This is a genomic window from Halomonas halodenitrificans DSM 735, from assembly GCF_000620045.1.
GTDB lineage: Bacteria > Pseudomonadota > Gammaproteobacteria > Pseudomonadales > Halomonadaceae > Halomonas > Halomonas halodenitrificans.
The window spans coordinates 34,394-51,285 of the sequence record NZ_JHVH01000021.1 but is presented as its reverse complement, the minus strand read 5'-3'; the positions used below and the strand labels follow the sequence as shown (position 1 = coordinate 51,285).

Genomic DNA, 16,892 nt, shown 5'->3' with positions numbered 1-16,892 from the left:
CTGGCGATCAGGGCGCCGAGGCGAGGATGCTATCGCCATCGAGGCGACGACGTTGACGGTTGGCGATCCGCTGAATTTCCTGACGTTCGGCCAGCTTGCCGAGGGTGACGCCGTCGAGGAAGCCGTGGATGTGTTCCGACAGCTCATACCAGAGGTGGTGGGTGAGGCAGGTATCGCCCTGCTGGCAGTCGGAGAGGCCGCCGCAGCGGGTAGCATCCACGGACTCGTCCACGGCATCGATCACCCGGGCCACCGAGATCGCATCCGGAGTCTGGGCGAGCAGATATCCTCCGCCCGGACCGCGAACGCTCTCCACCAGCCCGGCGCGGCGCAGGCGCGCGAACAATTGTTCCAGGTAGGAGAGCGATATCTCCTGGCGGCGCGAGATATCGGCCAGACAGATGGGCCCGCCGGGGGCGTTCATCGCCAGGTCGAGCATGGCGGTGACGGCGTAGCGTCCCTTGGTGGTCAGGCGCATGGTGTCCTCGGCGTCGCCGGAGCGGCGTTAAGTCATCTTCGGCTCCTCGGGGAGCGCGGGTCGAACAATCATTATGGGAAAGACCCAGCATCGCGGTCAACCATTTGCGTCGCGGTCTCCGTCGCCCCTGTCACGCGACTCGGCGGATTCCGGCGCCTTCTCCGGCATCCGGCAGGCGTCGTCGAGGACCTCGGCGAAGTCCTCGTCACGCAGCTCGGGCAGCTCGCCGACACGGTAGCTGGCGTCGACCTTGCGCAGGGTCTGGCACATGCGTTCGAGGCGCTCGTCCACGGCGTGCATATGATCGAGCATCGCCTGGATGGAGTGTGCCACCGGGTCGGGCATGTCCTCGCTGACCCCGTAGGCGTCGAAGCCGAACTTGCGCCGCATCGCCTCGCGGCGCTCGGGGTCGACTTCCGGGGCATCGGCGGTATCTGGCTCCGCGCGCTTGACGATCTTGCCGGGGATACCCACCACGGTGGCTTCGGCGGGGACTTCCTTGGTGATCACGGCGTTGGAGCCGATCTTGGCCCCGGTGCCGACGCTGAAGGGGCCCAGTATCTTGGCGCCGGCGCCGACGATCACGCCATCTTCCAGGGTGGGATGACGCTTGCCCTTGTTCCAGCTGGTGCCTCCCAGGGTCACGCCCTGGTAGAGGGTGACGTCGTTGCCCACTTCGGCGGTCTCGCCGATCACCACTCCCATGCCGTGGTCGATGAAGAAGCGTCGACCGATGGTGGCACCGGGATGGATCTCGACGCCGGTCAGCCAGCGCGAGAAGGTGGAAAGGCTGCGCGCCAGCCAGCGCAGATTGGCGCGCCACAGCCGATGGCTCAGGCGGTGGATCAGCAGGGCGTGCAGGCCCGGGTAGTTGGTCAGTACTTCGAGGAAGTTGCGTGCCGCCGGGTCGCGGTCGAAAACGCTGTTGATGTCCTCACGCAGGCGTTGAAACATGCAGCGGTCCTTGGGCTTGGAGGGCAGGGCGGCAGCCGCCGCGGATGGTCTTTTCAGTGTGGGGGCGTCGTTGAGGGCCTTCAAGGCGAGCCGGGCACTTTCCGCCGGGTTCTTGCCGGAAGGCCCTCTTGCCTGGGGCTGGCCCCGGCGCCACCTGCCTTCGACAATTGCCTGATCCCTTTAGCGCGCATCGGGTGTCTGTCACCGCCTTTCGCGGGGCGGGGCGAGCTTTTCGGTGTCCGAGAGGATGCCGCGCAGGATGTTGAGCTCCATGCGTTCCGGGCGGGCACGCAGGGTAAAGCGGCGGAGTCGCGCCATCAGCTGGCGAGGCTTGGCGGGGTCATGGAAGCCGATGGCGACCAGGGTGCGTTCCAGATGCGCGAAGTAGTGTTCGAGTTCGGCATGGCTGGCGAGGGCCAGGTCGGGAGCCGGTTCGCAGGCCAGAGCCTCGTCGGCAGCGGCGGGCTCGGCCGTCAGCCAGGCCTGTCGGCACTCGTAGGCCAGTACCTGCACCGCGGCGGCCAGATTGAGCGAACTGAAGTCCGGGTTGGTGGGAATATGCACATGGGCATGGCAGCGCTGCAGCTCGGCATTGGTCAGCCCGCTGTCTTCCCGGCCGAATATCAGTGCCACTCGGGCCTCTGGTCCGGCCAGCTCCTGAGGCAGTCGGTCGCCGAGCTCTCGAGGCGAGAGCATCGGCCAGGGCAGGGTGCGCGAGCGGGCACTGGCGCCCACGGTCAGGGTGCAGTCGGCGACCGCCTCCTCGAGGGTGTCGACCACCCGGGCGTCGTGCACCACATGGTCGGCACCGGAGGCCCGAGACACGCTGTCCGCGGTAATCGGCTCGCAGCGTGGTGCGACCAGGCTCAGGTCGCTCAGGCCCATGTTATGCATGGCGCGGGCGGTGGCGCCGATATTGCCGGGATGGCTGGTGCCGATCAAAACGATTCGGATGCGCTCGAGCATGGGTCAGGATCCGGGGCTGCAGAAAGTTTAGGGGGCGCAGTCTAGCATGTGAGCGTCGTGGTGGATGGCGTGCCCCTGGCGCTTCTGCTAGGATTCGCGGCATCGTTTCGAGTGAACGTCCCGTTCTTTAACACCACCGACTCCCCAAGGCCCGATCATGCATCCGATGGTCCAATTCGCGCTGCGCGCCGCCCGCAGCGCTGGAGAACAGTTCCTGCGCATTCGTGAGCGCATCGAGAACTCTCATCAAGAACACAATCTCGAGCGCCTGCTGGAAGATGCCGCGCGCAATGCCGAGACGCTGATCGTGCGTCAGCTCTCCCGCGGCTACCCCCAGCATGGTGTCGTCGGTCGTTTCACGCCTCACCGCGAGGGTGAAGGCGAAGGGGAGGATGTGTTGTGGCGCATCGAACCCTTCCATGGCTACTCGAACCTCGAGGTGGCCGCTCCCGGCTTCGCGCTGTCGCTGGTCTGCCTGGTCAAGGGGCGTGCGGAGCATGCGGTGGTGATCTGTCCCTTCAGCGATGATGAGTATCTGGCCAGCCGTGGCCGCGGTGCCCAGCACAACGGCAAGCGTATCCGCGTGCCCGGCAAGCATGCCGTGACCGGTACGCGCATCGCCATGGGGCTGCCCGATGCCGCACTACGCAACCGTTATCTGCCCGCCTACCTGACACTGGCGCAGCAGCTGGGCCCGCTTGTCGAGGTGCAGCGTGCCTCGGGCAGTGGTCTGCTCGATCTTGCCGAGCTGGCCTCCGGGCGCGCCGATGCCGCCTTCGTGCTGGGCCTCGAGGAGCAGGATCTGCATGTCGGCAGCCTGCTGCTCAAGGAGGCCGGTGCGTTGATGGGTACCCCGGATGGTCAGCCCCGAGTAGAAGCGGGTGATCAACTGATGGCCGCCGGCCCCCGCCTCTACAAGGCCCTGGTCAAGCAGCTCAAGCCGCATTTCTGAGTCGGCATGATCCCATGAAAAGCCCCGCGACGCCTGAGCGTCGCGGGGCTTTTTTCATGGACGAAGGCTCAGGCAGGCGTCTGGCAGAGGATTTCCAGGGTCTCGGCGAGGCTCTGCATTTCATCTTCGGTGCCAATGCTGATGCGCAGATGGTCGCGCAGCGCCTCGGTATTGAAATGGCGTACCAAAATGCCGCGCTCGCGCAGCCCCACGAAGAGTTGAGCGGCATCCTGCTCGGGATGGCGCACCAGCAGGAAGTTGGTCTGGGAGGGCAGTGCCTCGAAGCCCAGCCGCTCGAGGCGGTCGCGGGTGCGCTCGCGGGTGGTGATCACCTGCTCGCGGCACGCGGTGAAGTGTTCGCGATCGGCCAGGGAGGCGATGGCCACGGCGCTGGCCAGGCTATCCACGGGGTAGGAGTTGAAGGAGTCCTTGACCCGCTCCAGCCCTTCGACCAGCTCCCTGGAACCCACCGCATAGCCGAGACGCAGGCCAGCGAGGCTACGCGACTTGGAGAAGGTGCCGGTGACCAGCAGGTTGGGGAAGCGCTCCACCAGCGGCACCGCACTCTCGCCACCGAAGTCCACGTAGGCCTCGTCGACCAGTACCACCGATTCGGTGACTCGCTCGAGCAGGGTGGCGAGGGCCTGACGAGTGTGCCCGTGGCCGGTGGGGGCATTGGGGTTGGCGAAGATGGTGCCTCCGGCCGTGGCAGAGAAGGCGTCGAGGTCCACCGACCAATCGGCGGCCAGTGGCAGGGCCTGGCGCTCGATGCCGTAGAGACGGCAGTAGACCGGGTAGAAGCTGTAGCTGATCTCGGGCATCTCCAGCGGCAGGCCCTGCCGGAAGAAGGCCTGGAAGGCCAGTGCCAGCACCTCGTCGGACCCGTTGCCCACGAATACCTGCCGGGGCTCGACGCCGAGCTCTTCGGCCAGCGCCTCGCGCAGGGCCCAGGATTCGGGGTCCGGGTAGCGGCGTAGATGGTCGCTGGGGAAATCGCGCAGCACGCTGCCGACGCCCGGGGCCGGCGGGTAGGGGTTCTCGTTGGTATTCAGCTTGATCAACTGCTCGCGGGGCTGCTCGCCGGGGATGTAGGGCGTCAGTTCGCGTACCTCGGGGCTCCAGAACTTGCTCATGGCTCTCGCTCGGATCATGGAGGGAATGCAGGCATGGTGACCCGCCCAGCCGGGCCGCGCAAGCCATGCTAGGCTGGGCCCCCTTGTTTCCTGATGACAGTGACGTCGCGATGACTACTCAGATCCTTGCCACACTGCTGCCGGTATTCTTGATTGCCGGATGCGGCACTCTCTATGGTCGCCTGCGCAATCCCGATATCACCACGCTCAACACCCTCAACATGGAGCTCTTCGTGCCCATGCTGGTGTTTGCCGTACTAGCCGATGGTCAGGCGCCGCTGGAAGAGTATATGGGGTTGGCACTGGGCGGGACCGTCGTGGTGCTGGGTTCCGGGCTGCTGCTGTGGCCGCTGGTGAAGTATCTGGGGCTGGAAGTGAAGACCTTCCTGCCGCCGATGATGTTTAACAATTCCGGCAATATGGGCATCCCACTGCTGCTGCTGGCCTTCGGCGAGGCGGCACTTCCCGCCGCGGTGGTGCTGTTTATCGTCGAGATGCTGCTGCATTTCACGGTGGGGCTGTGGATGCTGAGCCCCGGCTCCTCGTGGTGGCGGATTCTGCGCCTGCCCATCGTGCTTGCCACCTTCGCCGGCCTGGCGGTCAACCTGCTTGGCGTGGCGCTGCCCGGTTGGCTACTGGAAGCGCTGCATATGCTGGGCGAAGTCTGCATTCCGCTGCTGCTCTTCGCGCTGGGTGTGCGCATGCTCGATGTCGACTTCTCGGACTGGAAGGTCGGCCTGTTGGGTGCCGTGCTGTGTCCGCTGTCGGGCCTGGTGCTTGCCGCACCGCTGGTCTGGCTGCTCGAGCTCAACGGCCTCCAGGCCGCGGGGCTCTGGGTTTTCGCCGCCCTGCCGCCGGCGGTCCTCAACTATCTCGTGGCCGAGCAGTACCGCCAGGAGTCCCACAAGGTCGCCTCGTTGGTGCTGATCGGCAACCTCGGCTCATTGGTGGTGATGCCGGGGGTGCTGGCGCTGGTCTTCGCCTACGTGCATGCTGGTGTCGGCGGTTGATGGCGCCGCAGAGCTGTGCGTCGGCCGTATCAGCGGTTATGCTGTGACCCGGATGGCCGTACACACGGTGCAATGACCACTGCCCAGGAGGAGATGTATGCAAATCAGGACCCTGCTTGCCGGATCGGCCTTGCTTGCGCTGTTGGCCGGCTGTGCCACCGGACCCGCGGGTGGCCCGGATGGCACCGCCGTGGAACCCGACGAAGAGCGCTATCAGGGCACGCTGCCGTGCCGCAACTGTGATGGTATCGACCTCGATGTGCTGATGCGGGGCGATGAGCAGGCCGCCGCCGCGGATCGCACCTTCGAGCTGAGTGCCTCCTATCGCAACCATCCGCAGACTCCCCCGGACGAGACTTACGCCGGCAACTGGGAGGTGTTGGCAGGCACCGCCAACCAGCCCGAGGCTACCGTCTATGAGCTCACTCCCGATGGCGAAGGGCAGATTTACTACTTCCTGCGCCTCGACCCCCAGACCCTGGAGCTGATCGACCCCGAGCGTCGTCGCTTCCAGAACAGCGAGATGCTGCAGCTCAAGCGTCGGTAATCCCGCGTCAAGCGTGTCGGGTGATCCGATGGGGGCGGCCTTCTGGCCGCCCCTGCCGTTTTTACGACCCATCCATCGACGAGAGACACCATGGCCAAGGCAAAGAGCGCCTTCGTCTGTACCGAGTGCGGCGCCGAGTACCGCAAGTGGCAGGGGCAGTGCACGAGCTGCCGTGAATGGAACACTCTCAGCGAGGTGCGCCTGGCCCCGACGCGCCCGGGGGCCTCGGCGGCCGCCGGGAGCCCGGGGCGGGGCGGCTATGCGGGTGCCCTGACCCGCGACGTGGTGGACCTGGGCCAGGTCGATCTCAGCGAGGTACCCAGGCTCTCTTCCACCTTCGCCGAGTTCGACCGGGTGCTGGGCGGCGGCCTGGTGCCCGGTTCGGCGGTGCTGTTGGGCGGCCATCCCGGGGCGGGCAAGTCGACCCTGCTGCTGCAGACCGCCTGCAAGCTGGCTCAGGGCCGCGGCGTGCTCTATGTCACCGGCGAGGAGTCGCTCACCCAGGTGGCCATGCGTGCCCATCGACTGCAGTTGCCGACTCAGGGGCTGAAGATGCTGGCCGAGACCAGCGTCGAGACGGTGCTGGCGGTAGCCGAGCGTGAACGCCCCGAGATCCTGATCATCGACTCCATCCAGACCATGCACCTGGAGGATATCGCCTCCGCCCCGGGAGGGGTGGCCCAGGTACGCGAGTCCGCCGCGGTCCTGACCCGCTTCGCCAAGCAGAGCAATACCGTGTTGCTGCTGGTGGGCCACGTGACCAAGGATGGCAGCCTCGCCGGGCCCAAGGTGCTGGAACACATGATCGATGCCTCGCTGCTGCTGGAGGGCGGTGCCGACTCGCGCTTCCGCACCCTGCGGGGCCAGAAGAATCGCTTCGGCGCGGTCAATGAGCTGGGCGTGTTCGCCATGCTCGAACACGGCCTCAAGGAGGTGAAGAACCCCAGCGCCATTTTCCTGTCACGCCCCGAGGAGCAGGCCCCCGGCAGCCTGGTGATGGTGGTGTGGGAAGGGACCCGGCCGATCCTGGTGGAGGTGCAAGCGCTGCTCGATGATTCGCCGCTGGGCAACCCGCGGCGTGTCGCCGTGGGCCTCGATGCAAACCGCCTGGCGATGCTGCTCGCCGTGTTGCACCGCCACGGCGGCCTGTTTACCGGCGACCAGGATGTCTTCCTCAACGTGGTGGGCGGGGTCAAGGTGCTGGAGACCAGCGCCGACCTGGCGGTACTGCTGGCGGTGGTCTCCAGCCTGCAGAGCCGCCCGTTGCCCCGCGAGCTGGTGGTGTTCGGCGAGGTGGGGCTGTCCGGCGAGATCCGCCCGGTGCCCAGCGGCCAGGAACGTATCGTCGAGGCCGCCAAGCACGGCTTCACCCGTGCCATCGTGCCGCGGGCCAATGTCCCCAAGCGCGCACCGGATGGCATGGAGGTCGTCGCGGTGGACAAGCTCGCCGATGCCCTCGAGGCCCTGTGAGTCGGGGCCCTGATGTAGAATACGCGCTATCGATTGCGAGGAGACTGCGATGAGCGAACTGCCACTGGCCGAGCCTGACCCGACGTTGTTGAGCGAGGGGCGGCGCCTCATCGATGTGCGCGCGCCCGTGGAGTTCGCCCAGGGGGCCCTGCCCGGGGCAGTCAACCTGCCGCTGATGGATGACGAGGAGCGGCGTCGTGTCGGCATCGAATACAAGCAGCGTGGCCAGGAGGCGGCCATCGCCCTGGGGGAGCGGCTGGTCGGCGGCGAGCTGAAGGCGGCGCGAGTGGCCGCCTGGACGGCCGAGCTCGAGCGTCATCCCGATGCCATCGTCTACTGTTTTCGCGGTGGGCTGCGTTCCCAGATCGCCCAGCGTTGGCTTGGCGAGGCGGGAATCGATCGGCCGCGCATCCGCGGCGGCTGGAAGGCGATGCGCCAAGCGCTCTGTGCCCGCATCGATGCCGCCGCCGAGCAACCCTTGCTGGTGGTGGGCGGGCTCACCGGCTGCGCCAAGACCGACCTGGTGCTGGCACTCGACAACGGCCTGGACCTGGAGGGCTGTGCTCGCCACAAGGGCTCCGCCTTCGGCCGCCACCCGCTGCAGGCACCGAGCCAGATCGACTTCGAGCACGCCATGGGGTTGCGTCTGCTGGCGCTGCCGGGCTCGGTGGTGATCGAGGATGAGTCTCGCCATATCGGCGGCTCCAACTTGCCCCAGGCCTTCTGGGAGGGCATGCGGCGTGCTCCGCGGGTGCGCGTGGAGATGCCGCTGGATTGGCGCCTGGCCCAGATTCACCGCGACTATATCGAGGAGCTGTGGGCGGTCTATCGTGGGCAGTTCGGCGAATGGCTGGGCTGGGCCCTGATGCGCAAGCAGCTGGAGGGCGCCCTGTCCAGGCTGCGCAAGCGCCTGGGCAGCGCCCGCCTGGCTCGATTGCAGCGGCTTCAGGCGCTGGCCTTTCGCGAGCATGAGCGTGGCAATTCCCAAGCCCACGAGGCGTGGCTGGCGCCATTGCTGACCGAATACTATGACCCCATGTATCGCTACCAGCTGGAAAAGCATGAACCGGGCCACTTCCTGCATGTGGGCGACTGGGATAGCTGCCTGGTGTTTGTTCGGGAATGGTCGAGGGAGCAGCGGTAGCGCGATGGAGAAACCGGTGAATGAGCGGAGGCAGCATGCAGGCTAGCTGGCGAGAGCGGGTCCTGACCGTGATTGCCGAGATCCCGCCGGGACGGGTGACCACCTACGGGCGCATTGCCGCCATGGCCGAGGGTGCCTCGCCGCGGCTGGTGGCCCGGGCCCTGCGCGACCTGCCCGAAGGGCACGAGTTGCCGTGGTATCGCATCATCACCGCCTCGCGCCGGCTGGCCGACCATCCCGGCGCTGCCGAGCAGCGCGAGCGCCTGGCCGCCGAGGGGGTACTGCTGGATGCCCGCGGCCGTGCTCCCGTGGAGCGCATGTGGCCGTGAATCATATGGCGATCCGCCCCCGACGCCCCTCGTGATTCAGCGAGGTTTTGACAGTACATTCCAAGGAGAGCCCATGAGCGGTTTCTTTCAGCGCCTGCAGGCCCTCGAGCCGCGCCGTCAGCAGGCCTTCATGGCGGCGCTGTGCGAGCGGTTGCTGCCCAACTATGCGCTCCATGCCCAGACGGGCGGGCAGGGCAACCCGGCCGGGCTGCGCGCGATTCTCGATCTGGTCTGGGAGCGGCTGGCCATTGCCGGGGCGAAGATCGACTTCGAGCGCCAGGCCGAGAAGCTGGCCGAGCTGGCACCGCGGGAAGACGACGACAGCTTCGGGGCCCGGCGTGCCACCGAGGCGGTGGCGGCGCCGTCGGCGCTGCTCGATACCCTGCAGGGGGAGGCGCCGGAGGCGGTGCTGGAGGTGAGCCGCGCCTCGCGGAGTGGCGTGCGTGCCTTTATCGAACTGACCGAGGGCGAGGACGACGGCGAGCGCCTGGCGGTCCTGGTGCGTGAGCACCCGCTGATGGCAGACGAGAATGACTTCCAGGATGCCGTGCTGGAGGCGGTGGAGGAGGGCGCGCTGGATCGCGACGCCCTCAAGGCACTGCGTCGGCTGGGGTACAACGACGGCGTCAGCAACCTCGGCCTGTCGGCCGACTGACGCCGGCGGTCACAGACGCATAGCCACGCCGCGTTCGGCCATGTAGCGCTTGGCCTCGGGGATGGTGTGTTCGCCGAAGTGAAAGATGCTGGCGGCGAGCACCGCGTCGGCGCCGCCGTCGAGCACTCCCTCTACCAGGTGGTCGAGGTTGCCGACGCCCCCGGAGGCGATCACCGGCACGCTGACGGCATCGGCGATGGCGCGGGTGACGCCCAGATCGAAGCCGACCTTGGTGCCATCGCGGTCCATGCTGGTCAGCAGCAGCTCGCCGGCACCGTATTCCACCATCTTCCTGGCCCACTCCACGGCGTCCAGGCCGGTGGGACGGCGTCCGCCATGGGTAAAGATCTCCCAGCGTGGCGTCTCGCCCTCGGCGGAGACCCTCTTGGCATCGATGGCCACCACGATGCACTGGCTCCCGAAACGCTCGCTGGCCTCGCGCACGAACTCGGGATTGGTGACCGCCGCGGTGTTGATGGAGACCTTGTCGGCACCGGCGTTGAGCATGGTGCGGATATCGTCGCAGGTGCGGATGCCGCCGCCCACGGTCAGCGGGATGAAGACCTCGCCGGCGATGCGCTCGACCATCTCCACGGTGGTGTCACGATTCTCGTGGCTGGCCGTGATATCGAGGAAGGTGATCTCGTCGGCGCCCTGCTGATTGTAGCGCTGGGCGATCTCCACCGGGTCGCCGGCGTCGCGGATGCCGATGAAGTTGACGCCCTTGACCACGCGACCGGCATCGACGTCGAGGCAGGGGATGATGCGTTTGGCGAGTCCCATGTTCAGCTCCCGTTGGCGGCGAGTTCATCGCACAGTCGCTGGCCTTCGGCCAGGTCCAGGGTGTTCTCGTAGATGGCGCGCCCGGTGATGGCGCCGAGAATGCCCGGCTCCTGGGCGGCCACCAGGGCGCGCAGGTCGTCGAGGTTGGTGACCCCGCCCGAGGCGATCACCGGCAGGCCGCCATCCCGGGCGAGTGCCGCGGTGGCCTCGACGTTGACGCCATTCAGCATGCCGTCTCGAGCGATATCGGTGTAGACGATGCTCGAGACCCCGTCGTCGGCGAAGCGCTTCGCCAGGTCGACGGCCTTCACCTCGGAGACCTCGGCCCAGCCGTCGGTGGCCACGTAGCCGTCATGGGCGTCCAGGCCGACGATCACATGGCCGGGGAAGGCGCGGCACATCTCGCCGACGAAGTCGGGTTCCTTGACCGCCTTGGTGCCGATGATCACATGGCTGACCCCGGCGGCGAGATAGTGCTCGATGGTCTCGGCGGAGCGGATGCCGCCGCCGATCTGGATCGGCAGCTCTGGGTAGCGTCGGGCGATGGCGGTGACGGCATCGCCATTGACCGGCTTGCCCTCGAAGGCGCCGTTGAGATCCACCAGGTGCAGGCGCCGGGCGCCGGCGGCGACCCAGCGCTCGGCCATGGCCACCGGGTCGTCACCATAGGTGGTGGAGTCGTCCATGCGGCCCTGCTTGAGGCGTACGCACTGGCCGTCCTTGAGGTCGATAGCGGGAATTACCAGCATGTCAGTGTCCTGTTGATCCCGGCGCGGTTCAGGGCGCCCAGTTAATAAAGTTCTCGAGCAGCCTGAGGCCGGCCCGGGAGCTCTTCTCGGGGTGGAACTGCACGGCGAAGGTGGCATCGCGGCCGATGGCCACATGGGCCTGGGTTCGGCCGTAGTCGATGGTGCCGAACACCGTGGCCTCATCGCTGGCCGTGACATAGTAGCCGTGCACGAAGTAGAAGTGCTCGTCCTGGTCGATGCCCTCCCAGAGCGGATGCTCGCGCTGCTGGTGCACCAGATTCCAGCCCATGTGGGGGACCTTGAGGCGCTGCCCCAGGTCATCACGCATATCGGTGGGGAAGCGCCTTACCTCGCCGCCGAGGAAGCCCAGACAGTCGATGCCGCCGTTCTCTTCGCTGTGATCGAGGAGCATCTGCTGGCCCACGCAGATGCCCAGCAGCGGCTTTTCCTGGCTGGTGAGGAGCTCCTCCACCAGGCCACGCAGCTCGGTCTTTTCCAGCTCACCGATGCAGTCGCGAATGGCCCCCTGGCCCGGTAGTACCAGGCGGGTGGCGCCGAGGATGCGACGCGGATCGCGGGTGATCACCACGTTCTCGTGGGTGACGTGCTCCAGTGCCTTGGCGACGGAATGCAGGTTGCCCATTCCGTAATCGATGACGGCAATGGTCATGGGGCGCTCCTCGTGGGGTCGTCTAGCAGGTTCACAGGCTGCCCTTGGTGGAGGGCATCTGGCCGGCCATGCGGGGGTCGGTCTCCAGGGCCATGCGCAGGGCCCGGCCGAAGGCCTTGAAGATGGTCTCCGCCTGGTGGTGGGCGTTGAAGCCCTTCAGGTTGTCGATGTGCAGGGTGACCATGGCATGGTTGACGAAGCCCTGGAAGAACTCCCAGAACAGCTGGGTATCCAGGCTGCCCACGGCGGCGCGGGTGAACGCCACGTCCATGAACAGGCCGGCGCGGCCGGAGAAGTCGACCACCACCCGGGAGAGGGCCTCGTCGAGCGGCACATAGGCGTGGCCGTAGCGACGGATGCCACGCTTGTCGCCAATGGCCCGGGCGAAGGCCTGGCCGAGGGTGATGCCGAGGTCCTCGACGGTGTGATGGTCATCGATATGCAGATCGCCCTCGGCCTTGATGTCGAGGTCGATCAGGCCATGGCGGGCCACCTGGTCGAGCATATGGTCGAGGAAGGGGACGCCGGTCTCGCAGGTCAACTTGCCGCTTCCGTCGAGATTGACGCTGACACTGATGCGGGTTTCCTGGGTGTCACGGCTGACCGTGGCGATACGCTCGGACATTGAGGCAACTCCAGCGCCTGGGCGCATTCGAGGCGGGCGGCCGGTAGTGGCGGCCCGCAGAAACGGGGCGGTAGCAGGGCGCGCCTGCGACCGGAAAACTGCCATTATAGAGAATCGCCGACCCCATCCGCTACAATGCCCCATCGCGCGGCGGCGACTCACGCCGCCCCGGCCCAGGAGATCCATCTATGCCGGTGACACTGTACCCCGTCGACCGGAGCGCCTGTGACGCTGACGCCCAGGCCCGAACCGACCTCGCCCGAATCTATGCCGATGCTCCCGCCGAGCGTCTTCCCTTCCCCCCGGATGTCTTCATCGAGGAGCATTTGGCCTCGGGAGGGACATTTCTCTGCGCGCGCTTCAATGATCGCCTGATCGGTGCCGTGGCCTTGCGCGACGATGGAGACGCCTGGTGGCTATCGCACTTCTGCGTACGCGAGCCGACACGCCGCCGGGGCGTCGGTTCACGCCTGTTGACGCTGGTCGCCGAGGCCGCGGGTGCCGATGGCAGGCCGCTGCGCGCGGAGGCGTCCCAGCTGCAGATGGCCGATCAGATGATGCTCGCGCGGCTCGGCTATCGCCTCGACCGCAGCGGTGACCACTATGAGCTCGTCCTGCCGGCTGGCCATTCCCCGGAGGCGCCGCAATGAAGCGTCTGCTGAGCACTTTACTGGCCGCCATCGGCATCCTCGCCGTGTTGGCCGTGGGCGCCGTGATTTACGTTACCACCTTCCTCGACCCCGAAGACCTCAAGCCCCAGCTGGAGAATGTCGTTCAGGAGCAGACCGGGCTGACCCTCGCCCTCGAAGGGCCGATCTCCTGGTCGCTCTATCCGCGGCTGGGCGTCGGCGTGGAGAAGGCGGATGCCTGGCTACCTGAGCAGTCGGTCGACGATGACGTGCCCTTCATGGCCTTTCGGCGTGCCGAAGTCAGCCTGGCCTTCACGTCGCTGCTGCGTGGCGAGGTGGCCATCGATGGCATGACCCTGGACGGTCTGCGTCTCAATCTGTCCCGGGATGAGAGTGGTCGCGGTAACTGGGAGGCGCTGATAGAGCGGCTGGCCGCCGGTGACGAGAAGTTGCCGGCGCCGGTCGGTGCCTCGGCGGCGCCGGTGCCCGGCGGTGACAGCGGACCCTCGGTGGCGTTCAATATCGCCAGCGTGGAGGTCAAGGACGGTGAGGTCAGCTACGCCGATCATGCCGTCGGCCATTCGCTGCATCTCAAGGGGCTCTCCGTTTCCGGGCGCAACGTCAATCCTCGACAGCCCTTTCCCTTCTCGGCGAGCTTCCAGCTGCTTGGCCATGATACGCCTGCGGGCGCCGGTGACACCGTGCCGCAAGTGGCCAGTGACGTCACCCTGGAAGGACGCCTCGCCATGGACCTGGCCGAGCGCCGCTATGCCCTGGAGGACCTTTCCCTGGTGACCAGCAATCGGCTGGCGGGCCTGAAGAGCCCACAGCAGCTGGAACTGAACGGCCAGCGCCTGGTGGTCGATATGACGGATCAGCATCTGCGCCTGGAGCCCGGCACGCTGAAGGCGACACTGGAGCATGCCGCGCTGGGTGAGGAGCCGCTTTCCCTGGTCATGGAATTTGCCCTGGAGTCTGACCTTGCCGCCGGCAGCGCCCAATTGCGCGACCTGACGCTGAGCGGTGATGACGGCCTCCGTCTCAGGGGCAATCTCAACCTGGCCGGCCTCTATGATGCCCCCCGCTATGATGGTCAGTTACGCCTGGCCCCGCTCTCGCTGCGACCGTGGCTCGAACGCTTCGATAGCCTGCCGACGATGGCCGACGCCGAGGCGCTGTCCGACGTGGCGCTGACGACTCCTCTGGAGGGTGATCTCGAACGGGTGAACCTTACCGGCATGACCCTGGTGCTGGACGACAGCACCTTCACTGGACAGATGGCGGCGGATCTCGATGGTCATGGCCTGGAGGTCGATCTGCAGGGCGACAGCCTGAATCTGGACGCCTACCTGCCAGCCTCCTCGCCGGAGGCCTCGGGCGCCGCTGGCCTCGGGTTGCCCGGCATCCGGGGGGCCTATGCCCAGCAGGACGAGGGGCTGCTGCCCGTTGAGTGGCTGCGTGAGCTGGCGCTGGACGGCAACCTGGCCCTGAGCCGCCTGCAGCTGGCCGGCCTGGATTTTCGGGATGTCTCCTTGCGGCTCGAGGGTAGCGACGGCCGGCAGCGGCTGACATCGCTGGAGTCCTCCTTCTACGGAGGCAGCCTGGCCGCTACGGGTGAGCTGGACCTGACGGGAGACCCCGTTGCCTGGCGGCTGTCGCCACGCCTGGAGCGCGTGCATGTCGACACCCTGCTCGAGGCGCTGGGCGAGGATAATGAGCCAGCACCGCTGCGCGGCCGCGCCTTTGTCGAGGGGGAGCTGACGACCCGGGGCAACACCTGGCCGGCAATGAAGCGTGGCCTCAACGGGCGCCTCGACACGCGCCTGAGTGATGGTGCCATCCTTGATGTCAATGTCTCCCGGGAGCTCTGTAGTGCTGTGGCAACCCTGCAGGGCGAGAAGATCCAGCGCGAATGGGCGCCGGAGACCCGCTTCGAGCATGCCGAGGCAACGTTCAAGGTGCGCGACGGCGTGGTGGAAAGCGATGATATCGCCGTTACCCTGCCGGGTATCGACATCGGTGGCGAGGGCAGCCTCGACCTGACCAGCGAGCGCTTCGACCTGCGTGCCGCGGCACGGGTGGTGGATACCGCCGATGCGGCCTGTGAGGTCAATCCGCATCTCGAGCGCCTGCCCCTGCCGGTTCGTTGCGAGGGACGTCTCGCCGGTGACAGCGCCGAGTGGTGCCGCTTCGACCGCGAAGGCTTCCAGGCCGCCATCGGTGACGCTCTGCGCGAAGAAATAGGCAGCCGGGCCGGTGACGAAGTGGAGCAGCGCCTGGAGGGCGCCCTCGACAAGCTCGAGGAAAGCGTCGGAGAAGAGACCGGTGGGCAGATTCGTGATGCCCTGAAGGGCCTCTTTGAATGAGCGGGACCGACGCTTGGGAGGGCCAGATGCCGGCACCCGTGCTCGACCCCGCGACCTTTCAGCGGCGCCTGCTCGACTGGTTCGACCGGTATGGACGCCATGACCTGCCCTGGCAGCATGGACGCACGCCCTATCGGGTGTGGGTCTCGGAGATCATGCTGCAGCAGACCCAGGTCGCCACCGTCATTCCCTACTTCGAGCGCTTCATGGCGCGCTTCCCCGATGTAGGGTGCCTGGCGGCGGCGGACCAGGACGAGGTGCTGCACCTGTGGACCGGGCTCGGCTATTACGCCCGGGGGCGCAACCTCCACAAGGCCGCACGGGTGGTGGTCGAGGACCACGGCGGCGAGTTTCCGCTCCATAGCCTCGACGAAATGTCGGCCTTGCCGGGAATCGGCCGCTCCACCGCCGGGGCTATCATCGCCCAGAGCCGGGGGCGCCGAGCGGTGATCCTCGATGGCAACGTCAAGCGTAGCCTTACCCGGCTGCATGCCGTGGCGGGGTGGCCGGGGCGCCCGGCGGTGGAGCGCCGGCTATGGGCGCTGGCCGATCACTACACTCCCGACCAGCGCCTGGCCGACTACACCCAGGCGATGATGGATCTCGGGGCGACCCTGTGTCGGCGGGGTACTCCGGAGTGTGACCGCTGCCCCTTCAACGATGTCTGCGTGGCCCATGCGCGAGGCGAGGAGCGGCGCTTCCCGGAATCCAAGCCCAGGAAGGTGCTGCCCACACGCACGACTCGCATGCTGCTGCTGCGGGATGCGCGTGGCCGCGTATTGCTGGAGAAACGCCCGCCCAGTGGCCTGTGGGGTGGGCTCTGGGGCCTGCCCCAGTTCGATGATGCGCCGTCACTCGAGGCCTGGCTCGATACCCATGCCCCGGGCAGCCGGCTCGATGCGCCCGGCGCCGCCTTCACGCATGTCTTCAGTCACTTTCGCCTGGAGATCACGCCCCAGCCGGCGAGGGTCGAGCGCCTCGATTCGATAGGTGAGACGCGCCGCTGGTACGATCCCGATCACCCCGATGCCGTGGGCCTGGCGGCGCCGGTGAAGGCGCTGCTGGCCGGGCTGGCGACCTTCACCCTGACAACCCCGCCGGGGCCCTGAGTCTTCAACTGCCAAGGAGTTCATTCATGAGTCAGACCGTATTCTGCCGCAAGTATCAGCAGGAGCTCGAGGCCCTGCCGTTCCCGCCCCTGCCCGGAAAGAAGGGCCAGGAGATTCAGGCCAGCGTCTCGCGCCGGGCTTGGGAGGAGTGGCAGGCCCTGCAGACTCGCCTGATCAATGAGAAGCACCTCAATATGCTCGAGCCCGCCACTCGAGAGTATCTGATGGAGCAGATGGAGCGCTTCCTCGACAACCGGGAGACCGACCAGGCCGAGGGCTACGTCCCGCCCTCATCTTGATGAAAAGAAAGGGGTTGACGGAAA

At 66.9% G+C, this 16,892-nt stretch carries 19 protein-coding genes; 11 read left to right on the top strand and 8 right to left on the bottom strand.

The genetic code is table 11. From position 1 onward, the window contains the following. Positions 1-7: 7 nt before the first annotated feature. From Q358_RS0110780 to trmJ, 3 genes are all read right to left on the bottom strand, one after another. On the bottom strand, positions 8-478 hold the full coding sequence (locus tag Q358_RS0110780) for a Fe-S cluster assembly transcription factor (RefSeq protein ID WP_027962033.1): 471 nt from the start codon (positions 476-478) through the stop codon (positions 8-10). A gap of 96 nt (positions 479-574) precedes the next feature. Beyond that, the gene (gene cysE, locus Q358_RS0110775; protein WP_027962032.1) at positions 575-1,432 is read right to left on the bottom strand and encodes a serine O-acetyltransferase; all 858 of its coding nucleotides are present in this window, start codon (positions 1,430-1,432) and stop codon (positions 575-577) included. A gap of 201 nt (positions 1,433-1,633) precedes the next feature. After that, positions 1,634-2,398, bottom strand: a complete 765-nt coding sequence (trmJ, locus tag Q358_RS0110765; protein ID WP_027962031.1) for a tRNA (cytosine(32)/uridine(32)-2'-O)-methyltransferase TrmJ — start codon at positions 2,396-2,398, stop codon at positions 1,634-1,636. 157 nt (positions 2,399-2,555) lie between these two features. Between trmJ and Q358_RS0110760 the strand changes: the two genes are divergently transcribed. Beyond that, positions 2,556-3,350, top strand: coding sequence for an inositol monophosphatase family protein (locus tag Q358_RS0110760; RefSeq protein ID WP_027962030.1), 795 nt, complete (start codon positions 2,556-2,558; stop codon positions 3,348-3,350). Between the two features lie 68 nt (positions 3,351-3,418). On the opposite strand, the gene hisC is transcribed toward Q358_RS0110760, so the two are convergent. After that, positions 3,419-4,483: a histidinol-phosphate transaminase gene (gene hisC, locus Q358_RS0110755; protein WP_027962029.1), complete on the bottom strand. Its 1,065-nt coding sequence runs from the start codon at positions 4,481-4,483 to the stop codon at positions 3,419-3,421. Between the two features lie 110 nt (positions 4,484-4,593). On the opposite strand from hisC, the gene Q358_RS0110750 reads away from it, so the two are divergent. From Q358_RS0110750 to Q358_RS0110725, 6 genes are all read left to right on the top strand, one after another. Next, positions 4,594-5,493 (top strand): AEC family transporter, encoded by a 900-nt coding sequence (locus Q358_RS0110750; protein WP_027962028.1) that lies wholly within the window; start codon positions 4,594-4,596, stop codon positions 5,491-5,493. Between the two features lie 97 nt (positions 5,494-5,590). Continuing rightward, a complete protein-coding gene (locus tag Q358_RS0110745) occupies positions 5,591-6,040 on the top strand; it encodes a copper resistance protein NlpE N-terminal domain-containing protein (RefSeq protein ID WP_027962027.1) in 450 nt (149 codons plus the stop codon). A 90-nt stretch (positions 6,041-6,130) separates the two neighbouring features. Further along, positions 6,131-7,510 carry a DNA repair protein RadA gene (radA, locus tag Q358_RS0110740; protein WP_027962026.1) on the top strand — a complete coding sequence of 460 codons (1,380 nt, stop codon included), beginning with the start codon at positions 6,131-6,133 and terminating at the stop codon, positions 7,508-7,510. Between the two features lie 49 nt (positions 7,511-7,559). Then, positions 7,560-8,654 (top strand): tRNA 2-selenouridine(34) synthase MnmH, encoded by a 1,095-nt coding sequence (mnmH, locus tag Q358_RS0110735; RefSeq protein ID WP_027962025.1) that lies wholly within the window; start codon positions 7,560-7,562, stop codon positions 8,652-8,654. Between the two features lie 20 nt (positions 8,655-8,674). Beyond that, positions 8,675-8,983, top strand: coding sequence for an MGMT family protein (locus tag Q358_RS0110730; protein ID WP_425402550.1), 309 nt, complete (start codon positions 8,675-8,677; stop codon positions 8,981-8,983). 73 nt (positions 8,984-9,056) lie between these two features. Next, the gene (locus tag Q358_RS0110725) at positions 9,057-9,638 is read left to right on the top strand and encodes a YjaG family protein (RefSeq protein WP_027962023.1); all 582 of its coding nucleotides are present in this window, start codon (positions 9,057-9,059) and stop codon (positions 9,636-9,638) included. 9 nt (positions 9,639-9,647) lie between these two features. On the opposite strand, the gene hisF is transcribed toward Q358_RS0110725, so the two are convergent. Genes hisF through hisB form a run of 4 tightly spaced genes read right to left on the bottom strand, consistent with a single transcriptional unit; the run spans position 9,648 to position 12,465 of the window. Next, positions 9,648-10,421: an imidazole glycerol phosphate synthase subunit HisF gene (gene hisF, locus Q358_RS0110720; protein WP_027962022.1), complete on the bottom strand. Its 774-nt coding sequence runs from the start codon at positions 10,419-10,421 to the stop codon at positions 9,648-9,650. Positions 10,422-10,423: 2 nt separating this feature from the next. After that, positions 10,424-11,170 carry a 1-(5-phosphoribosyl)-5-[(5-phosphoribosylamino)methylideneamino]imidazole-4-carboxamide isomerase gene (hisA, locus tag Q358_RS0110715; protein WP_027962021.1) on the bottom strand — a complete coding sequence of 249 codons (747 nt, stop codon included), beginning with the start codon at positions 11,168-11,170 and terminating at the stop codon, positions 10,424-10,426. A gap of 28 nt (positions 11,171-11,198) precedes the next feature. Continuing rightward, positions 11,199-11,840, bottom strand: coding sequence for an imidazole glycerol phosphate synthase subunit HisH (hisH, locus tag Q358_RS0110710; RefSeq protein WP_027962020.1), 642 nt, complete (start codon positions 11,838-11,840; stop codon positions 11,199-11,201). A 31-nt stretch (positions 11,841-11,871) separates the two neighbouring features. Continuing rightward, positions 11,872-12,465: an imidazoleglycerol-phosphate dehydratase HisB gene (gene hisB / locus Q358_RS0110705; RefSeq protein ID WP_027962019.1), complete on the bottom strand. Its 594-nt coding sequence runs from the start codon at positions 12,463-12,465 to the stop codon at positions 11,872-11,874. 188 nt (positions 12,466-12,653) lie between these two features. Between hisB and Q358_RS0110700 the strand changes: the two genes are divergently transcribed. From Q358_RS0110700 to Q358_RS0110685, 4 genes are read left to right on the top strand one after another with little or no spacing between them, the layout of a single operon-like run. Continuing rightward, on the top strand, positions 12,654-13,115 hold the full coding sequence (locus tag Q358_RS0110700) for an acetyl-CoA sensor PanZ family protein (protein ID WP_027962018.1): 462 nt from the start codon (positions 12,654-12,656) through the stop codon (positions 13,113-13,115). Further along, positions 13,112-15,460, top strand: coding sequence for an AsmA family protein (locus Q358_RS0110695; RefSeq protein ID WP_027962017.1), 2,349 nt, complete (start codon positions 13,112-13,114; stop codon positions 15,458-15,460). The genes Q358_RS0110700 and Q358_RS0110695 overlap by 4 nt, the downstream gene beginning before the upstream one ends. Before the next feature lie 26 nt (positions 15,461-15,486). Then, entirely contained in the window at positions 15,487-16,569 is a 1,083-nt protein-coding gene (mutY, locus tag Q358_RS0110690) for an A/G-specific adenine glycosylase (RefSeq protein ID WP_027962016.1), read from the top strand. Between the two features lie 26 nt (positions 16,570-16,595). Beyond that, positions 16,596-16,868, top strand: coding sequence for an oxidative damage protection protein (locus tag Q358_RS0110685; protein WP_027962015.1), 273 nt, complete (start codon positions 16,596-16,598; stop codon positions 16,866-16,868). The last annotated feature ends 24 nt before the right edge of the window (positions 16,869-16,892 follow it).